Source organism: Kitasatospora sp. NPDC041917, from assembly GCF_055589745.1.
Genome location: NZ_JBVJBI010000042.1, coordinates 43,726 through 62,446, shown reverse-complemented (window position 1 = coordinate 62,446; position 18,721 = coordinate 43,726). Strand labels below are relative to the sequence as shown.

Sequence of the window (18,721 nt, the reverse complement as noted above, 5' to 3'; positions counted from 1 at the left end):
ACCTGACGTACAGGCCGGAGCAGCGACCCAAGCGACTGTTGACCGGAGCCACGGCTCTACCTGGGACGACGCCCCTCTTCGGAGCCGGCTCTGCACAGGTCATCCCCCGAGAACGGTCGCTGGAGCTACCGAAGCGACCCAAGCGACTCGCTCCTGGCCTTCGGAGAGTCCTGACACGCCCGACACGCCGGGGAGAACGCCCCGAGAGACTCAGTCGCTTTCAGTCGCTGGGCTTCAGTCGCTCCACAAAACACCAGGTCAGAGCGCATTCACCCACCCGAACAGCGACCGAAGCGACTCAAGCTCGGGTATATGAAGACATTCCCGTGTGCGTGTGTGCGTCATAGACCCGGGCTACAGTCGCTTCAGTCGCTGTTTGCTGTGAAAATCGCTCCTGACCTGCAAAAACGTCGGAGCGACCGAACCAGCGACTGAACGGGCTCAGTCGCTCCCCCAGGACTCGGTCGCTGAGTTTGTTCGCAAGCCCCGGTAGTAACGATTCACACGTCCCCGCTCGGCTAGTCTGTGTGAGCTATCTTCTGAACTTCGGTCGCTTCAGTCGCTGATCTGGGTCCTGCCAGTGCCCTGACCTGGCTTTTTACCCTCAGCGACCGAACGAGCGACTGAAGTCCGAGCAGCTACCGAACAAGGGGAAGGGACCAGCGTGACGGCGCCGATGGCCGTGGGGAGCGACCGAGCGGGCCGCCAGCCGGATGCGCTGGCCGTTGCCCGGTGGTGTGCCGCCCAGGGATGGCCCGTCCATCCGCTCGCCCCCGGACGCAAGACCCCGCCCGCCAACTGCCGCCCCTGCCAGGAGTCCCCACACTCCCCCACCGACTGCCCCTGCCCCGCCGCGGGCCGCTGGTGCCACGGCTTCCACGCAGCGACTCTGGACCAGGACGTCCTCACCGCCTGGTGGCGGATCAACCCGGACTTCGGCACCGCAGTTGCCTGCGGCCCGGCCGGCCTGGTGGTCATCGACGTCGACAGCCACACCGACGTCGTCCCCGCCCGCGACCGCATCCTGCCCGGGATCCCGATCCACGAGGACGTCGACCTCGACGGGCTCGAGAACGGGTACCACACCCTGGCCCTGCTGGCCGCCCTCCGCAGGGCTCCCGATCCGACCACGGACGAGGGCACCCTGCGCGTACGCACCCCCTCCGGCGGCCTGCACATCTGGTACCAGGACCACGCCGACCGCCGGTTCGCCTGCTCCACCGGATCCTCCGCGGGCCGTGCCCTGGCCTGGCAGGTCGACGTCCGGGCGCACGGAGGCTACATCGTCGCTCCCGGGACCGTGACCGCGGCAGGCGCCTACACCCCGCTCCCCGGAGCCAGGACCCCTGCCCCCCTGCCCGAGTGGCTCGCCGAGGAACTCGTCCGCACCGGACACCTCCAGGACCGTCCCGGCCGACCGAGCGTGCCGCAGCCGGCCGTCCCCGACCGTGCCCGCCAGGCCGTCGTCGCCGCGGGCGGGGGCAAGAAGGGTGCGGAGAAGGTGCTCGACACCGTGCTCCAGGACGTCACCGACTGCGCCAACACCCCCGAGGGCGCCGGCTTCACCGGCAAGCTCAACCGTGCCGCCTACACCGTGGGCGGCCTGGTCTCGGCCGGCCACCTCACCCACGCCGTCGCCGAGCAGCTCCTCCTCGACGCGGCCCGCACCGCCCGTCCCGCCCAGGACAGGCACAACTCCGCCGTCATCCGTTCCGGCCTGGCAGCCGGCACCCGGCAACCCCTCCACATCGGGAAGGTCCGCGGATGACCGACAGCACCCGCCGCAAGAGGACGGTCTTCGACCCCGTGGCCACGGCGCAACAGATCCTGGACTACCCGCCCGTCCCGGGCCCCGCCCACCCCCCGTGGCACGGCACCGCCGTCCAGGAGAGCCTCCTCGACCCGACGCCGACGACAGCGGCTCCCGTGGTACCGCAGGCGGCGCCGGAGCCCGCACAGGCCTCTGCGACAGGCCCGCAGGCGACCGCGCACGGCCTGCTGCCCGACTCGCTCTCCGACCGCGGCAACGCCAAGCTCTTCGTCCACCTCTACGGAAGCGACTACCGCCACGTCCCCGGCCTCGGCTGGTACCGGTGGTCCGCCCACCGCTGGCAGCTCGACGAGGACGACACCGTCCTGTGGGCGGCCGGCGAGATGGCCGAGAGCATCGCCACCCACGACTCGCGCGGCCTCTACACCAACACCGACCTGCGCCGGCACCGCCGCCGGGCACTGTCCACCTCCGGCATGAACGCCATGCTCACCCAGGCCAAGTCCGCCCCCGGCATGGTGCTCAACGCGGCCCTCCTCGACGCCGACGCGTACGCCCTGTGCACCCCCGGCGGCGTGGTCGACCTGCGCACCGGCGCGATCGTCCCGCCGGACCCGAAGGTCCACCACCACTCGCGCTCCACCACCCTGGCCCCGGCCCGGATGCCCACCCCGCGCTGGAACCGCTTCCTGACCGACACCTTCGGCGACGACAAGGAAGGCCGCCAGACCCGCGACTTCCTCCACCTGCTGCTCGGCTACTCCATCAGCGGCGACGTCGGCGCCCAGGTCATGCCCTTCCTCTACGGCCAGGGCAAGAACGGCAAGTCCGTCCTGCTCGACGTCATGATCCAGCTCCTCGGCGACTACGCCGACGCGGCCCCGCCCGGCTTCCTCATGGCCAAGACCTTCGACGGCCACCCCACCGACCTCGCCGAGCTCCACGGCCGCCGCATCATCGTCTGCTCCGAGCTCAAGCCCGGCGACCGCTTCGACGAGGCCCGGGTCAAGCTGCTCACCGGCGGTGACAAGATCAAGGCCCGCCGGATGCGCCAGGACTTCTTCTCCTTCGAGCCCACCCACAAGCTCTGGCTGCTCGGCAACCACCGCCCCGAGGTCGGCACCGGCGGCTTCGCCTTCTGGCGGCGCATGCGCCTGATCCCGTTCGAACGGGTCGTGCCCGAGGAACGCAAGATCGACAACCTCGCCCACGTCCTCGTCGCCGAGGAAGGCCCCGGGATCCTGGCCTGGCTCATCGAGGGGGCCCGCCGCTACTTCGCCGGGGAGAAGGACCTCGCTGGCCCCCAGGCCGTCCAGACCGCCACCACCGCCTACGCCGAGACCGAGGACCACGTCGGCCGCTTCCTCAAGGAGGCGTGCGTCACAGGCGAGGGCATGCGTGCCGAACAGTCCCAGCTCTTCGGCGCCTACACCCGTTGGTGCGGCTTCGAGGGGGCCAATCCCGTATCGGGGCGTGCCTTCGCCGCACGAGTTCGCGAGACACTGGGTATGACATCTCCCAAGGAGATGGTCCTGTCCAACAGCCGCAAGTACTACCCGGGCATCGGCCTGATCACCGACGACACAGAGGAGCACAACGCGTGAGCGCGCTGATCGACCCGGCCGAGCTCGCCCACGAAACCGACCTCGTCTGGCTGGAGGACACCTCCGAGCTCGACTACGTCCGTCAGTCGCTGGACCGCCTCACCACCCGCCGCGGCCGCCCGGCCTACCACCGCGACGGCCGCATGGTCGGCTACGCGATCCTCGGCCCCGACGCCAAGTCCTCGCGGGCCTCCGGCACCTTCCGCCGCCGCGTCTTCTGGCTCCTGCCGCACGACCGCGACCAGGACCCCGAGGGCCTCTACACCACCGGCGCCCCCTCCGAGGCCGTGGACCCGCGCACCGTCGCCCCGGGCGTGAAGGGCTACAAGACCGAGCGCTCCGAGGGCGGCCCGGCCTCCCCCGCCATGCTCGAACTGGGGATAACGCTTCCGAAGGCCTGACGGCTTGGGGACGCGGGGGCGGGAGAGGGGCGGCTCGTTGTCGAGCCGCCCCTCTGCCATGTACCGAAGCGGCACTCGGCGGACGAGACTCGGCGGCCGGCCCACGCGGGCAGGCGCTGGGAAGCCGTTCTGTTTTTGACGGGGAGCTCTGGCTCCGGCTGAACGGGTTCAAGTGGCCCCACTTCTGGGCCGTGTGGGTGATGGTGGGAGCGGTCTCCGGAAGGAACGGTTCGGGGTGGCCCCACCCTCGACCGGGTGAGGCGTCAGGGCGGGCACCGCTGTGTTCGATGCGGGGCGCCTGGGAGCGTCGGAGCGGAAGCCGGCAGCCGTGTCGGGGCCGATGGTGAGTCGGGACCAACGGCGGTCGTCGGCTGATAATCCGTTTGGAAGGGCGTCGGGTGGGTGCTACCAATTCCAGGTGACTGTGTTCGTGTGTGCGGCCTGTGATCGTCCGATCGCGGGGCCGTTGACCAAGCTGCCCGAGGTGCCAGCGCGTTCGATGGATCAAGGGTTTCCCAAAGCGGACGGATCACGTCGGGCTACTCCCACCCTGCCACTCGGCTTCTTCGCTCTGGAACCCGAGCCGTGGGGCGCCCCGCTCGTCCCCTCCGACGAATGTCGGGAAGTCTTCGCCGGCGGGCCCTGCCTCGGTGACCCGGACGGCGACGGATTCCTGGTGTCCGCAGGCCCCCGGAGCACGGTCGTCCTGCACCCGCAGGACGCACCGGGACTCCAGCCGCATCCTGACTGGAAGATGCATTCCGGGGGATGCTGCGGCCTCGACGGCCAAAGCGGTATGAACCAACTGTGCCCCTGCGGTGTGGAGGTGGGCACGCTGATCAGCGAGTGCAACACCGCCTACGAACTGCACCTGGACCCTGGCCGGGTGCGCTCGACCACAGACTGAGCCGGCGAGCCGCCTGCCCGTGGCCGCCACCCTGGCCTTGGCCGGTCCCGCTGATCTGTGCGGGTTGTCGAGGGCTTGTGTTCAGGCGGCAGCTACGGCGGCCTGGCGCTGGGCAGCGGTGCCGGCCAGGCGGAAGGACTGGGTTTCGGTCTCGATGATGTGGGCCTCGAAGGTGAGCCGGTCGACGATCGCCTGGCAGAGCCGCTTCTCGGTGAAGGTCTGGTCCCACTCGGTGAAGGGCCGGCTGGAAGCGATCGCTACGTGCGGACTTCACAGAATCGCGCTTGATCCAATTTTCGGTGGCCGCCGTCGCCGAACCTCGATCGCCGCGAGTGGGAGACCGGCAACACACCCAGAAGTTGAACCAGATCCCGGTCTCGTGAGCACCGCCAGCGGGGGAGACTGTCGGTGCCGCCCAGCACTATCGCGGTATGCATACCGAGATGGCAGACGCCAGCGCCCACCCAGGCCGGAACTTCCATGCTCTGGTCGAGGCCGGCGCTGTGCTGTACATCGCAGAGTACGACGAGCTGAATGCCCTGAAGGTAGGTGTCACAAGCCGGGCCAGTCGCACCAGCCGGGTTCGACGGCATGCCCGACACGGGTGGCGCACGACGGCTGAGATCGTCTTCGACGACGGACGGCAGGCCTTCGTCGCGGAGCAGGCCATCCTGGCGTTCCTGCGAGCGTGCGGTGCGCGGGAAACCCTCAGGCAAGACCAGCTGCCACAAGGCGGCTACACGGAGACCATCGCCTTCTCCCGACAGGCGGGCCTAAGTGCCGATCAACTGCTCGCGATCGCTCGAGTCGCCACCGGGATTGTGAAAGCCACCCGGGGCGCGCCCTACACACTCCGGGCGACGGTCAATCAGCTGGAGTCAGCCGTTGCTGAAGCAACCGAGGAAGTCCGGTCTCTGCGCCGCGCCGGCCGTCGGCGGGAGGCAGACAAGTTGGCCGCCGAGGTGAGGACTCAACTCGAACAGATCGCCAAGTGGTGCGACACCATGATCGACGCCGTACAGGGCCGACTGGCCGTCTCGACCACACCGGAGTAGGCAGGGCCTGCGGCTGCGGGTCGACCACCCTCCACCGGCGGCGAGCCGGAAACCTCCACAGACCCACGGAGATCGTTCACGGAACGGAACTTGAGTCAGAACCTGTTCTCGCGGACAGAGCCACACTGACAGTCGTGACGGACAAGGTCCGTCCGACAGCCCCTCCCCCGCTCCCGAAGGGCTCCGAGGCGCCGCACCACCCACCGTGCCCGGTGGACACAGCGGAGGTGGCGCTGCTCCTGAGATCGAGCAGCGTCCGACCGAACCAATCACGAGAACCGGCAGCGTCTCGTGATCGCGAAGCCCATCGCTCGGAGGTGGCCCGGGCTCGCGCACGTTCGTGTCTGTTTCCCGCCGGACAACGGCCTCACCTGCTGGTTTTCTGAGGGGCATGTCCAACGCAAGCAAGTCCTCGCTCTTCCGATCCCTCCACACGCCCGCTCGCCCACTCGCACTCGCGAACGCCTGGGACGTCGCCAGCGCCCGCGTCATCGAAGCCGCAGGGGCGACCGCGATCGCCACCACCAGCGCCGGAGTGGCCTGGTCGCTCGGCGCCCCGGACGGGGACCGCGTCCCCCGGGGCCCCGTGCTGGACGCCATCGCCCGTATCGCGTCGGCGGTCACCGTCCCGGTGACCGCCGACATCGAAGCCGGCTACGGACAGAACCCCGCCGAGGTCGCGGAGACCGTCACGCGGGTACTGGAAGCCGGCGTGGTGGGCATCAACATCGAGGACGGCACCCGCCCCCCGGGCACGCTCGTCGACCGGCTCGCGGCCACCCGCGGTGCAGCGCAGAGGGCGGGCGTCGACCTGTTCGTCAACGCCCGCATCGACACCTACCTGCTCGGACTGGGCGACCCCGCCACCCGGCTGCAGGACACACTGGGACGGGCACGCTCCTACATCGACGCCGGGGCAGACGGGATCTTCGTCCCCGGCGTCACGGACCCCGGCGTCATCAAGGACCTGGCCGCAGGGCTGACGGTCCCCCTCAACATCATGGCGGGGCCGGGCACCGTGCCGGTGGACGAGCTGGGTGCCCTCGGCGTGGCCCGTGTCAGCCTCGGTTCGAGCGTGGCGCAGGCCGCCTACGCCGTGGCACGGCATGCGGCACTCGAACTGCACCGCGTCGGCGGCTACGACCACCTCCGGCAGACCATCGACTACCCGGAGCTCAACAGCCTGTTCACCGCGACCGGCTGACCACACCCGGCTGCACGCCCGGGGCAGTCCGGACGCGGTGTGCCCTGCTCCCTCGGCCCTCCCCGCGAGCGCGTGCCGTCAGCCGCCGGTGGGGGGTTTGGGGAGTGCGCGGTGGGCGTACCAGGCCTCGCGGGCCTGGGCGCGAGTGCCGGTCGGGTTCGTACGGTGCCAGGCGCTGGTGAAGCGGTTGAACTCGAACTGCTCCCCGATCTCGCGGGTCCGGAGTATCTCCGGGCGCGTGGCATGCCAGTGGGCCACCGCATCGGCCAGGGTCAGGCCGGCTCCCCGGGCGATGAACTCGCGCATGAAGGCGTCGAAGCGGAAGCCGGGTCCGATCGCTCCGACGAAGTACTCCCGTAGGACCTGGCTGCACCGCTGGCCCGGCGGGATCACCGTGTCGCCGTCAACGGGCGCGGCCAGCTGCGCGGTCTCCCGGGAACGGCCCGCCGGGGTGGCCGGTAGCGGCAGGCCGTCCAGTGCCGCGGCGAGCCGGGCGGTGAGCGCCGCCTTTCCGCCGTGCCGCGCGACGTCCATCGAGCGGGCGAGAACCGTCAGCTCGTCCAGCGTCCAGTACCAGCGCAGCAGTTCGTCGCCGGTGAGGCCGGCCGTCAGCGGGGGCCTGGACTCGATGATTGTCGTACTGGTGTTCCGGCTCTCGATCACGGTCGTGATTCTGCCGGATCCTGTTCCGGGGGTCCGTCCCCGCACTCTCCCTCCCCCGTCACCTCTCCCCCATTGGGTGCAGGCGTTGCTTCGAGGCTGAGGGCGGACGATTTTCCGCGGAAAATTCCACGGCCCCGGGAGAGACGGCGTCGTCGGTGCACGCAAGGACGCCCGCGCCTGGCCCGCCGTCCGCCCTGCGGGCCGAACCCGGCTCCGTCACCTTCACTCCGGAAGGGGAGCGAAGGAGGGCGACAGCCCGCTGAGTGGTTCGCGGGATGGTCTGCTCGTCAGGCCCCGGCGCGACTTCCCCTGACAACAGCAGGGCCTTCCCCGGCTGCCACCCGCGGCGCCGAGGAAGGTGTTCCGTCACACGTCCCGCTCACCGAACACGCGGACCACCCATTCGTCGAGCCGGATGCCGAACGCCACCGCCGAATCGATCCCCGAAGCCGGAAACGTCCCGGCATCGTCCACGCCGGCGAGATGGTCGATGTCGGCCCAGCCGCCTCGGAACAGCACCACCGACAGCTGGGTCTCCTCGGGACCGGAGACAAGAACCCCCACCGAGTCGGGATCGGCCACCCGCGTCCTGTCCGTCTCAAGGCGCTGCGGCCACGGCGCCGTCTCGTCGCGCCACGTCATCTCGCCCACCACGAGACCAGCGGCCCGCCAACCGGACGTCCGCGCCGCCACCTCCGCAGCCGCCTCGTCGAGATCCACGATCGTCTCCACGGGATGGAGCATGGCCGACCCAGCCGCGGTCCTCCACCGAATTCCGCCCGTACGACAGGCGGGTGCTGCCATGCGTGACTGGTTGACGGTCAGATCCGACTTCCCGGGTGCCGTGCATTCCAGGCTCGGATGACGGCGGCTCGCTGGTCCTCAAGACCGACGACGTCTCCGGGCTCGGCCGGGGCGAAGATGTCGACGATCTCAGGGGGCTCGCCCTGAAGGTCCGGAAAGCGGACGTACGCCTGCCGTCCGTTACTGAACTGGCGCAACTGTCCCGACGGATGAACGTCAGGACGGGCTCCCTGGCAGCAGAGCAGACGGCCGTCGCGCTCCAGCTGCCGCCGGGCCTGGGCGAGGCAGTCGAGGTAGTCGGTTCCGCTGATCTCGGTGAGAACACCGTCGTCGAGGAGCGCGATGAGTGCGCCGGAAGGCGGACCGATGCGAAGGACGACAGGTCGGAGGAAGCCGTCCGGGTCCACGGTCCGAAGGCTCACTTCGTCGATCCAGCTCGCCGGGGAGATGCTGCTGTTCGAGGTGCTGTCCTCGCCGAGACCACTGTTCATGCCGACGATGATCGCCGCGGGAAGCCGACTCGGGAAGGGTTGGGCAGTCGGGAGGAGGACCCCGGATCCTCTCCTCGGCCGTCGGCGCCGCTCCGCGGATGCAGCCGGACGATTTTCCGCGGAAAATTCCCAGCCGCAGAATGCGCACCGTCAGCGCCGGACCGTCGAACCGACCGACCGGGCCGGCTCCCTGTTCACCAGCATCCGACGTGGGAGTCAGTGGTGCTTCGGTGAGTCGTGCGCTTCCCGGCTCTACCGTCCGGCGGCGACCGGTCATGCCTCCCCGGTACACCTCGTCGGCCTCAACCCCCGGTACCACGCGACTGCTCGCTGCCCCCGGACCGGCGGATCGATCCGGGACCGGCGGAACGGCCGGGAGGCAGGGGACCCACTGCACCGCTGCCCCGGTCGGCCCGGTCGGCCCGGTCGGCCTGGTCATCGGGGCCCGGTGGAGGATTCCGATTTTCCGCGGAAAATCCTGCATCACCCTCGAACCCTCCCCGGGACGAGGGCTTCCGGGGCGCCGAATTTTCCGCGGAAAATTCTGCACGCGGATCGCGGGTCACCCTCGGCGGACCCGAGCCGGTACGGAGAGGTGGGCCAGGCGCGCCGACTTCCCCTCGGATGTCACGGGTGTGTCGTCGCGGGAGCGAGTACCCGTGCTCAACTCCGGGACCTGGCCCCACTCCCCCGGTGGTGTCAGCCGAGCATCCGGCGCGCCGTCTCGCGCAGCTGGTCGTCACGGTGCCGCTGGGCCGGGAAGCAGGTGCCGTACTCGCGCAGCAGTCGGCGTTCACTGGTCGCCCAGTGCAGCAGCTGCGGCCGGAGGTCGGACGGATAGGGAGGTCCGATCCGGTGGACTGCCTGAAGGGCCCGCACACCCACGGGGCGGGACGGATCCAGCAGCGCGGTCAGACCAGGGAGCGCGACGGACGGATCGCCGGTGATCCGCCAGTGGGCCTCGGCGGCGTGCAGCCGGGTCCAGTCGTAGCCGTCGTCCAGGTAGCACTCGATCAGCGGCAGCAGGGAGCGGCCGCATCGCCCAGGCGTCCTGCCTCCTCCAGCCGCCGACTGTCCTCGGCGAGCTGGTGTGCCAGCAGGCGCAGGACAGTGCCCGGATCGTCGGTGAGGAGGGCGGTGGTGACGGCTGCCGCGGCCGCGAGCTCGTCATCGGTGGCGCGGGTGAGGGCTTCCAAACGGTCGAGGAGTCCGGCGTCCCGGATCGCCCAGTCCCCGAAGCGGCGGACGAGGGTCGGGGTGGGGCGGTCGCGCAGCAGGCGCGTGAGGTCGGGCAGATGGGTGCGGGCCTCCTCGGCGGAGAGAGCGTCGTAGAGGCTGTCCAGGTGGGTGGCGTCCCGGTGCCGCAGGGCGAGGCGCTGGTGCTCGGGGTCGCGGGTACGGAGAGCGAGCGCGGCCAGTGCCTCCGGCGCCGGGTCGGGAACGTGGGTGAGGAGCCGCGGATCGCCGAGCTGACCGAGGATCATCTGGGCGCGGCGGCCGGCGAGGGTGTCGGTGTGGACGTGGGGGAGGAGGTTGTCGGCGAGCGCCGGGTCGGGGCGGGAAGCCCCGAACAGGTACTGGGAGATCACGTCGAGCAGGCCGCCGAGGTCCCAGCGGTCGGGCTCGTGGCGGAGGGCTTCGGTGAGCAGACTGACGGTCTCGTCCTCGCGGTCGCGCCACATCGCCGACAGGTGTCGGGCTCGGCGCGTGCCGCGGCCCTGGTGGTCCCCGTGGGTGATCCATCCGCGGGCCACCGCCGCCAGGGCGTCCGCGTCCTCGGTCAGGATCCAGATGCGTTCGTCGGTGTTGCCGATCCCCGGGACGAACTCACCGGCACTGACGTCGAAGCCGGGGTCGCCCCCGGCCTCGGCCAGGACAGCGACCACGTCGGCCGGGTAGGGCGCCTCTGAACGTTCCAGCAGGGCCAGAGCGCCGGCGGCGCGGACGGCCGGCACCGGGTCCGTCAGGGCCGACCGGAGGCGGCGGCGGGCGGCATCGCCGCCCGGGTCGAGCAGCGTCAGGACGGTGAGCGCCTCGGCGCGGACAGCGGCGGCAGGGTCGGAGGTGCAGCGAGCGGTCAGCTCGCGCAGGACAGCGGGGACGGTCTCGCCGGTGGCACGGCGGGCGACGCGCACCATGTTGCGGCGCACCATCGGGTCGTCGTCGCGCAGCAGGTGCAGCAGCCCGGCCACCTCGGCCGCGATCCGGGCACACCCCTGCACCTCGTCGTCGTACTCCGGCTCGGCTTCGGTGCCGCCGCATCCGGCCAGGGCGGCGAGCAGGTCCGCCCGTTCGTGGCGGGTGTGCGTCGCTGCGTGGGCGAGGAAGGGAACGGCCGCCACCGCGGCCGATGACACCGACCCCTGGTGCAGTGCCCGGCCGAAGAACGCGGACAGCGCCTTGTCCGCCAGGTGCCGGTCGTCGGAGTACAGGGCGCGTATCCAGCAGGGGACGTCGCTGCCGTCGCCGAAGGCGTGTCCCAGAGACGGCCAGTCGATCATGTGCAGCTCTTCAGGTGATCTCACACCGGCACACTCCAAGTACGGGCACGGACAGTGCCCGCGGCCGCGACTCCGGCCGCGACTCCGGCCGCGACGAGGGGCTGGCGAGTGCGACCCGGATCGGCTCGACGCGGTTCCAGTCCCTGCGCCGAGGGGCCGCCCGTTTCGCCGCCTCACCGATTTTCCGCGGAAAATTCTGCGGCTCTCGTCTGGCCGAAGTCGTCCGTCTCTGTCATCGGTCGGCCCGCCGACCGGCCATCAGGAGAGTCGGCCGGTACCCGGGGGATTCATCTCGGGAGCCTTCAGACGGTTGAATGCCCGGGTGGTGAACTGGACACGGATGTACGACTGCCACGGGGACGTCGATCGCGTTCCCGAGCTTCTGGACCGCGTGGAGCGCGAAGGCGATGCCGAGGCGTGGACGGAGCTCGGGTACCGGCTGTGCCTGGAAGGCGACCTCGTCTTCCCCGCGAGCTTCGCAGCCCTTCCCCGCCTCGTGCGGCTCGCATCGAGCGATCAGCGGGCGCGCGCACTGGCCGGCACGATCGTACGGCGCGCGGCAGGGCACCACGGCTGCGACGATCTGTTCGCCGACTGCGCCGGGACGATCGCCGAGTTCCATGTGCTGCTGGACCGGTACCTGACGTCGCGGCCGAACGACTACCTCGCGGCGTTCCTCGACCTGCTGGCGGTCAACACGCAGTACCACTGGAGCGCCGCCCTGGGGGACTTCACGGACGACTTCTACCACCTGGACTGCCCCCACTGCGGTGCGGAGGTGACGATCGCCATCGGCGACCACGGGCGCTACTCGGCAATCCGGGACTGGAACCTGGGCGACGTGGAGCGACACGACCTGCGGCCGGCGGCCGGTGAGGAACTCTCGGGAACCGGCCGCTGGATGCACGACACTGCCGTCCGGGACGGGCAGGAGGCACTCGCCGCCGGGATCCGGTATCTGTTCGGCCGTGCAGAATGCCCACGCTGTGCCAGCGTGTTCAACATCGCGGACGAGTACACGTCCGCCGAATGCCCCGGCCCGTAGCGATCGGCCGTCCAAGCGCTGGGTTCTCGCAGGAGCCGGCGGAACGACAGGGGCAGGCGCCAACAGCAGCCCGAGCCGTACCGAACGGTCACCCTGCCGGGCAGCTCTCGACAGGCGGGCACGATTTTCCGCGGAAAATTCCTCGTGCCCAGTGCGGCCACGACGGTGACGTGTCCGGCCTCCATCCGCACGGGCGCCTCAACCGGGACCCGGACACCCCGGCTCTGCCCGAGGCCCTCCGGATGCCTTGGAATTTTCCGCGGAAAATCCTGAGGCATCCGAAGGACGGCGGGGCAAGGCGGTCCGAGCAACCGCGGAGCACTGTGCGGATGGCCAGGGCTGAGACGCCGGCGTTCCCGCCGCAGCCGGTTCCATGGGGCATCCGCCAGGGCGGGCCGATGCACTCCTGGCCCGGGCTACAGGCTCCGGGCCTCAGACGTCACGGCGCCAGCGGTCGCCGGCGAACCGGTTCAGCGCGACCTCCAGGTCGAGCGGCACCATCTCGGTGGGGCCCAGCTCCCACACCCGGACCCAGCCGTCCGAGGTGGTACGGAACCGCGGCGACTCCCGTCCGGGCATCGGCTTCATCACGAGGTAGTACGAGCTGATCAGACCGAAGGAGCCGGACTCCCTGTTCCTGTGGGACCGGATCCTGAGTACCCGTACCTCCGCCACGTCCTCCCACCGCAGCCGCAGCTTGCGGCCACCATCGAGCTCCACGCCCTTGCCGTCGATGCGCAGTCGCGTCGCGACAGCCCGCAGGGCCAGTGCCCCCAGGACCAGGACGCAGAGCGCGCCGAGCAGTACGGGCCCTTGGCGCACCAGCAGCAGCCAGGTCCGGTACCAGTCGTCCCGGAAGCCCGAGCCCGAGGACATCGGGGAGACCACCAGGAGGAACACGACGACCGGCGTCAACAGATCGAATGCCAACGCCCGCAGGGCCCCGAGGCTCCGCACGCTGCTCCTGAGCACCACCTCGCGCGGTCCTGCGGAACCGGCGGGCATATCGCCCGGCGCCCCGTCGGTGAGCCGCGATCGCAACTCGGCGTGCCGGAACTGGTAGACCCCGCCGACTCGCCGCAGCACGCCCAACCGACGGCCGTCCTCAAGGAAACCCAGCAGGTCCCGTGGCAGACGTCGCCTACCCGCCAGGATGAGGCACGTGGCGGTCCAGCGGCCCCATCGGCTGAGGCCCATCAGCACCGCGGCCGAGCACGACCAGCTGATGACGAGGCCGCCACCGATGAGCAGCGGATCGCCGTCGAACCAGTGGAAGAACGCCACTGAGGTGCCCGCGACGGCCGGCGCGACCAGTGCGGATTCGACCAGGGCGATCCTGCGCTCGTCGCGCAGCAACTGCCTCGGCCTGGCCGCCATGTCGAACTCGGTCGACCGCGTCAGGAGCACACCGGAGAGGAGGGGAAGCAGGAAGACGCACAGGCTTGCCGATGTGGTGCCGGGCAGGGCCACACCGACGGCTGTCGAGGCAGCGGCCGACGCGGCCAGGAGCACCCGGCCGCCGATTCCCGCCGCCGGCCTTCGTGGGCGGTTGTCGAAGCCGCTGAACAAGTGCCTGGTGATGACCCGTCCGAACGCCGTGGCGATGATGGCGACCGCGGCGACGGCCCCGAGCGCCTGGCCCACCCCCGGGATCCCGAGCCCGGGTCGCGGGGGAGCGGCCCCCAGGAGGGTGGCCAGTCCTGCGATCGCGTAGCCGGCCGCAGTGCCGCAGACGCCCACGACGACGAGGACGACGGCGCCCCAGGCGCCCGGCTCGGTCAGCAGGCTCCGCAGCTGCCACCATGCGATGTCATGGGTGCGCCGGCGGTGGAGGTCATCGGCCAGGAAGCGGAAGTACGCGGGCGCGCAGTCGGGCCTCCAACGGGGCACCGGCCCGGGGAGGTAGGAGGGCCGCGGCCCTTGCGCGCAGACGGCCGGGATCAGCCCGTCCAGGAGATGGCCCTCGATGTCCGCCTGCGTGGGCAGCAGCGTCGCATCGAGCAGTTCCCGAGGATCGGACTCCTTCGGCGCGTACACCGTCGCCGCGAGCCAGAGCATCAGCGGAGAGGACAGGGCGGTGGCGACCGGGCCCTCGGGGTCGCCCTCCATGGCGTCGAAGAGAGCCTGCCAGGGGCCGAGCCGGTCCCGATGGCACATCTGGGCGAGGTAGGCCCTGCCGGCCTGCGGCGGGACGGGGCGGGCACGCAGAACGGGCACACCGCGCAGCACCGGCGAGGAGTCCACGGCATGCCGGTACGCCTCCGGCCGGGACGTCAGGACCAGGGGGTCCTTGGTGCCGAGCGCGCGCTTCAGTGCTTCCACCGCGTTCGTGCGAGCCAGCGGCAGCAGTTCGTCGAAGCCGTCGAGCACGGGAACGATCCGCCGACTCCGCACCAGGGACTCGGCGGTGGGCCGATCCAGACCTGCCACGAGATCCCCGTAGTCCTCGCCGATACGTCTGACGACCCAGTCCTGGATGCTGATCCCCGGCTCCCACTCGGACATCGACAGGATGACCGGGACGCTCTCCCGCGAGCCGGGGACCCTGGCTCTGGCTTCCAGCAGTTCGACCACGATCAGGACGACCAGGGAAGACTTTCCCGCCCCGCCAGGACCGGTGACCACCAACTGGTGCGGTGCGAGCGCCCGGAGTCGAGCGACCACGTCCTCGAACCCGAGCTGCTCAGGCACCCCCCTGTGCGAGTCGCTCCCGTGAGGTTGCTCCAGCTCCCACGGAACCAGCATCGGAACCCGCTCCCGCAGACCGCGGACGTTGGCCTCGTCACGCCACTGCTCCAGGACCTCGCGGGCCAGCCCGTCCAAGGCGCTTTCCTCGGCGTCGGCGGGGGCCGGCTCTCCGTGGCGGGGCGCGAGGACGGAGCCGATGTGGACGGCGCCGATGTTCCTCGCCTGGATCAAGTTCCGAGGCGATCCCTCGTTGTGGTTGTGCACCTCTCCAGTCACGGCGACATGCTGTCAGGCCGGCGCCTGTGCGCGAGGGGCTTCCGGTGGACCGGCTGAGGCTCCTCGATGCTGTGCGGGCACCGGTTGGAGACCGATGACCTCGGCTGATCATGGAATTCCACGCCGGGCGACTTTTGCAGCGAACGCGGAGAACACAAAAGACTCATGTAAACAATTAATAGACATTGCATGGCCGGGCGTGCCCTGCTCGAGCCACGGACCCCACGAAGCCGACGGCGAGTCCAGGCTCGGGCCCGGGGCCGAGCCCGGCTGTCACGTCGACGGCCGGACTCCGCATCCACGAGGATGCGGAGCACTCGTGCCGGCCCGCCGGGACCGATGCGCCGGTGACGACGAGTGGCCTCCGACCGCGATGTACGCGTGGCTCGTCCGCCGCGAGCGCGCCCTCCACCCCCACCGGGCGGCGGGGCGCTGCGCTTCGAGCCCACCGCCCGGCCCTGGCCGACCACTCGGCGTGCATCCAGCGGCTGCTCCGATCGGCGCAACGGGCTGACGCGCGAGCAGTTCGCGCCCTGCACGGCGCCGTCACGGCCGGCGTCCCCGACATCGCCCCCGGCGACCGGGTCCTGTGGCGCCTGGACGCCGACCACCCGCGCCGCCCCGCGCTGCTGGTCCTCACCCCGTCCAAGCCGGACTGGACCCACATCGTCGAACAGGCCGGGTGGCCCGACGCCGACGGCGAGCACTACGCGATCCGCGACTACAGCCCCCTGCTCGGCCAGCTCGCCGTGGGCCGCGAGTTCGCCTTCCGGGTCAAGGCCAGCCCCGTCCAGAACACCGCCAAGCCCGACAAGGCGAGCGTGCACCGCACCAAGACCGCCGCCGAACTCCACCACCGCTCCTACCGCATGGCCCATCGCACCGCCGCCCAGCAGCTCACCTGGTTCCTGGACCGCACCGAGCGCTGGGGCTTCACCATCCCCGAGGCACGCACGGACGGTCCGGCGCCGGGCCTCGAACCCGACGCCTCGGACACCCCGGCCGACGCGCGGCCCGCCCGGGAGGTGCGGATCACCGACCGCAGCCGCAACACCTTCACCAAGCCCGGCACCCGCACCTCGGTCACCCTCACCACCGCCACCTTCGAAGGCCACCTGCGCATCAGCGACCCAGGCCTCCTGCAGGCCGCCCTCCTCGGCGGCATCGGCCCCTCCAAGGCCTACGGCTGCGGCCTGCTCACCCTCGCTCCGCTGCCCGCCGGAGCCCGCTGACCGATGGCCGACATCTGGTGGAAAGCCCACCCCCACGACCTGCACCGCCTCGCCGACCGCGTCTCCAGCGTCTACGTCGAACGCAGCCACATCGACCGTGATGAGAACGCCGTCGTCGTCATCAACAAGCGCGAGACCGTCCGCGTCCCCGCTGCCATGGTCGCCGTCATGCTGCTCGGTCCGGGCACCCGCATCACCCACGGCGCCGTCAACCTCCTCGCCGACTCCGGCACCACCGTGTGCTGGGTCGGCGAGCAGGGCGTGCGCATGTACGCGGCCGGCCTCGGCCCCAGCCGAGGAGCGGCCCTCCTCAACCGGCAGGCCTGGCTGGTCAGCCGCACCAAGGAGCGCCTGGCCGTCGCGCGGACCATGTACCGGATGCGGTTCCCCGGCGAGGACGTCAGCACCGCCACCATGCAGCAACTGCGCGGCCGTGAGGGCGCCCGCATCCGGAAGCTCTACCAGGCCGAGTCCCGCCGCACCGGCGTCCCCTGGAACGGCCGCGTGTACAAGGCCGGTGACGCGTACGCCGCTGGCGACGACCTGAACCGGCTCCTGTCGGCGGCCAACGCCGCGCTTTACGGGATCTGCCACGCGGTCGTCACCGGTCTGGGCGCCAGCCCGGGGCTCGGCTTCGTCCACACCGGACTGGCGACCTCGTTCGTCCTGGACATCGCGGACCTCTACAAGGCCGAGTACACCATCCCCCTCGCCTTCGACCTCGCCCAGCAGGGGCACACCGAGGAGCGCGACGCCCGCCTCGGCCTGCGCGACCGCATTGCCCGGGACAAGCTGCTGGGCCGCATCGTGAACGACGTCAAGGCGCTCCTCAGCCCGGACGACACCGAGATGCCCGACGTCGAGGTCAACGAACTCTGGGACGAACGCGTCGGCGCCGTCCAGGGTGGCGTCAACTGGTCCGGCACGGAAGGCCCGTCGGTGCCCGCCGCCTCCGAACCAGGGATGGGTGACGAACACCTGGCCATCATCGGCCCGGAGTTCACCCAGGACACGAGCAGCCCGTGACCGTCATCATCCTCATCGCAGCCCCCGAAGGCCTCCGCGGCCACCTCACCCGCTGGATGGTCGAAGTCAACGCCGGCGTCTTCGTCGGCAACCCCAGCCGCCGCATCCGCGACCGGCTCTGGGAACTCCTCGCCACCCGCATCGGCGACGGCCAAGCCGTCCTCGTCGAACCCGCCACCAACGAACAAGGCTGGACCGTCCGCACCGCTGGCAAGGACCGCTGGAAGCCCGTCGACTTCGACGGACTGATTCTCTCGACCCGCTCCCGCCGATAAACTCGCAGGTCACGAAGTGTCGGCCCCGCACGCGCGGGGATGGTTCGAACACGTGGCTGGTCGTCACGCGTGACGGCGAGTCGGCCCCGCACGCGCGGGGATGGTTCGGGAGTCACCTTTCAGGAGAGCGCCGTTGCTGGGTCGGCCCCGTACGCGCGGGGATGGTTCCTCGTCTAGAACGAAGACGATGATCGCCGGGTGCTTGTCGGCCCCCCGCACGTGCGGAACTCCAGCCGCCGGAGGCCCATGTCCACGGGGCATGGCGATGCGGCACGTTGCGTCCCGTCAGCGGTCGGCGGCGAACCGGACATGTGCCGTCCTTCGGCCATACCCGTCCGATCCTGGCGGCGCCACGGGTGTCACGGGCGGCCCGGTGCGAGCGCGGGATAGCGCAGCTCCAGGCCGAGGACGGCGGCGGGCGGGCGCTCGTGGTAGCGGACCCAGAACGGGGCTGCGCCCTGCTCCGCCTGCGGGTGGCAGCGGTGGCAGAGGAGGCCGCGGGTGAGGCCGGTGTGGAGGTCATGGTCCTCGGTGTGTGCGGGGGCCGGCTTCCGGGGCGGAGCCGCAGACGGCGCAGCGGCCCTCGTGGTAAGCGAGGAGGCGTTCGGCGGGGCGTTGGCGGTGGTCGTAGGGCGGAATCGGCCAGGACAGGTACGCGGGGGCGGCGGTACTCCAGCGCTCCTCCCACCGGGCCCACAGCCGTTTGCGGACGGCGCAGCGTTCGCAGTCGGCGGGGGCAGCCGCCTTCGACGGGCGGGCAGAGCGGGGCGGCGTCGAG

General features: G+C 70.9%; 17 protein-coding genes. 10 read left to right on the top strand and 7 right to left on the bottom strand.

The window, feature by feature from the left end:
• Positions 1-676 precede the first annotated feature (676 nt).
• From ACZ6EM_RS33585 to ACZ6EM_RS33570, 4 genes are all read left to right on the top strand, one after another.
• Positions 677-1,768: a bifunctional DNA primase/polymerase gene (locus ACZ6EM_RS33585; RefSeq protein ID WP_465774049.1), complete on the top strand. Its 1,092-nt coding sequence runs from the start codon at positions 677-679 to the stop codon at positions 1,766-1,768.
• The gene (locus ACZ6EM_RS33580; protein WP_452178419.1) at positions 1,765-3,375 is read left to right on the top strand and encodes a DNA primase family protein; all 1,611 of its coding nucleotides are present in this window, start codon (positions 1,765-1,767) and stop codon (positions 3,373-3,375) included. Before ACZ6EM_RS33585 ends, ACZ6EM_RS33580 begins: the two co-directional genes overlap by 4 nt.
• Positions 3,372-3,776, top strand: a complete 405-nt coding sequence (locus ACZ6EM_RS33575; protein ID WP_465774048.1) for a DUF6009 family protein — start codon at positions 3,372-3,374, stop codon at positions 3,774-3,776. Before ACZ6EM_RS33580 ends, ACZ6EM_RS33575 begins: the two co-directional genes overlap by 4 nt.
• Positions 3,777-4,194: 418 nt before the next feature.
• The gene (locus ACZ6EM_RS33570) at positions 4,195-4,683 is read left to right on the top strand and encodes a hypothetical protein (RefSeq protein ID WP_465774047.1); all 489 of its coding nucleotides are present in this window, start codon (positions 4,195-4,197) and stop codon (positions 4,681-4,683) included.
• An 81-nt stretch (positions 4,684-4,764) separates the two neighbouring features.
• Here the strand turns inward: ACZ6EM_RS33570 and ACZ6EM_RS33565 are convergent, their stop codons facing one another.
• Positions 4,765-4,938 (bottom strand): ATP-binding protein, encoded by a 174-nt coding sequence (locus ACZ6EM_RS33565; RefSeq protein WP_331768886.1) that lies wholly within the window; start codon positions 4,936-4,938, stop codon positions 4,765-4,767.
• Positions 4,939-5,126: 188 nt separating this feature from the next.
• On the opposite strand from ACZ6EM_RS33565, the gene ACZ6EM_RS33560 reads away from it, so the two are divergent.
• Both ACZ6EM_RS33560 and ACZ6EM_RS33555 read left to right on the top strand, forming a co-directional pair.
• Entirely contained in the window at positions 5,127-5,738 is a 612-nt protein-coding gene (locus tag ACZ6EM_RS33560; RefSeq protein WP_465774046.1) for a hypothetical protein, read from the top strand.
• Positions 5,739-6,129: 391 nt separating this feature from the next.
• The gene (locus ACZ6EM_RS33555) at positions 6,130-6,942 is read left to right on the top strand and encodes an isocitrate lyase/PEP mutase family protein (protein ID WP_465774045.1); all 813 of its coding nucleotides are present in this window, start codon (positions 6,130-6,132) and stop codon (positions 6,940-6,942) included.
• Between the two features lie 78 nt (positions 6,943-7,020).
• Here the strand turns inward: ACZ6EM_RS33555 and ACZ6EM_RS33550 are convergent, their stop codons facing one another.
• The 5 genes from ACZ6EM_RS33550 to ACZ6EM_RS33530 form a co-directional block, all read right to left on the bottom strand.
• The gene (locus ACZ6EM_RS33550; protein ID WP_465774044.1) at positions 7,021-7,605 is read right to left on the bottom strand and encodes a DUF6434 domain-containing protein; all 585 of its coding nucleotides are present in this window, start codon (positions 7,603-7,605) and stop codon (positions 7,021-7,023) included.
• Between the two features lie 366 nt (positions 7,606-7,971).
• Complete coding sequence (locus ACZ6EM_RS33545; RefSeq protein WP_465774043.1) at positions 7,972-8,337, bottom strand: hypothetical protein; 366 nt, start codon at positions 8,335-8,337, stop codon at positions 7,972-7,974.
• 89 nt (positions 8,338-8,426) lie between these two features.
• Positions 8,427-8,900, bottom strand: a complete 474-nt coding sequence (locus tag ACZ6EM_RS33540) for a hypothetical protein (protein ID WP_465774042.1) — start codon at positions 8,898-8,900, stop codon at positions 8,427-8,429.
• Positions 8,901-9,599: 699 nt separating this feature from the next.
• Positions 9,600-9,779: a hypothetical protein gene (locus ACZ6EM_RS33535; RefSeq protein ID WP_465774041.1), complete on the bottom strand. Its 180-nt coding sequence runs from the start codon at positions 9,777-9,779 to the stop codon at positions 9,600-9,602.
• 134 nt (positions 9,780-9,913) lie between these two features.
• A complete protein-coding gene (locus tag ACZ6EM_RS33530) occupies positions 9,914-11,401 on the bottom strand; it encodes a hypothetical protein (protein ID WP_465774040.1) in 1,488 nt (495 codons plus the stop codon).
• A 322-nt stretch (positions 11,402-11,723) separates the two neighbouring features.
• On the opposite strand from ACZ6EM_RS33530, the gene ACZ6EM_RS33525 reads away from it, so the two are divergent.
• Positions 11,724-12,446 (top strand): hypothetical protein, encoded by a 723-nt coding sequence (locus ACZ6EM_RS33525; protein WP_465774039.1) that lies wholly within the window; start codon positions 11,724-11,726, stop codon positions 12,444-12,446.
• Positions 12,447-12,878: 432 nt separating this feature from the next.
• Here the strand turns inward: ACZ6EM_RS33525 and ACZ6EM_RS33520 are convergent, their stop codons facing one another.
• Positions 12,879-15,365 (bottom strand): hypothetical protein, encoded by a 2,487-nt coding sequence (locus ACZ6EM_RS33520; protein ID WP_465774038.1) that lies wholly within the window; start codon positions 15,363-15,365, stop codon positions 12,879-12,881.
• 503 nt (positions 15,366-15,868) lie between these two features.
• Between ACZ6EM_RS33520 and cas6e the strand changes: the two genes are divergently transcribed.
• From cas6e to cas2e, 3 genes are read left to right on the top strand one after another with little or no spacing between them, the layout of a single operon-like run.
• Positions 15,869-16,642 carry a type I-E CRISPR-associated protein Cas6/Cse3/CasE gene (gene cas6e, locus ACZ6EM_RS33515; RefSeq protein WP_465774055.1) on the top strand — a complete coding sequence of 258 codons (774 nt, stop codon included), beginning with the start codon at positions 15,869-15,871 and terminating at the stop codon, positions 16,640-16,642.
• Between the two features lie 3 nt (positions 16,643-16,645).
• On the top strand, positions 16,646-17,668 hold the full coding sequence (gene cas1e, locus ACZ6EM_RS33510; protein WP_401054210.1) for a type I-E CRISPR-associated endonuclease Cas1e: 1,023 nt from the start codon (positions 16,646-16,648) through the stop codon (positions 17,666-17,668).
• The gene (gene cas2e / locus ACZ6EM_RS33505; RefSeq protein WP_465774037.1) at positions 17,665-17,943 is read left to right on the top strand and encodes a type I-E CRISPR-associated endoribonuclease Cas2e; all 279 of its coding nucleotides are present in this window, start codon (positions 17,665-17,667) and stop codon (positions 17,941-17,943) included. Before cas1e ends, cas2e begins: the two co-directional genes overlap by 4 nt.
• Positions 17,944-18,721: the final 778 nt, after the last annotated feature.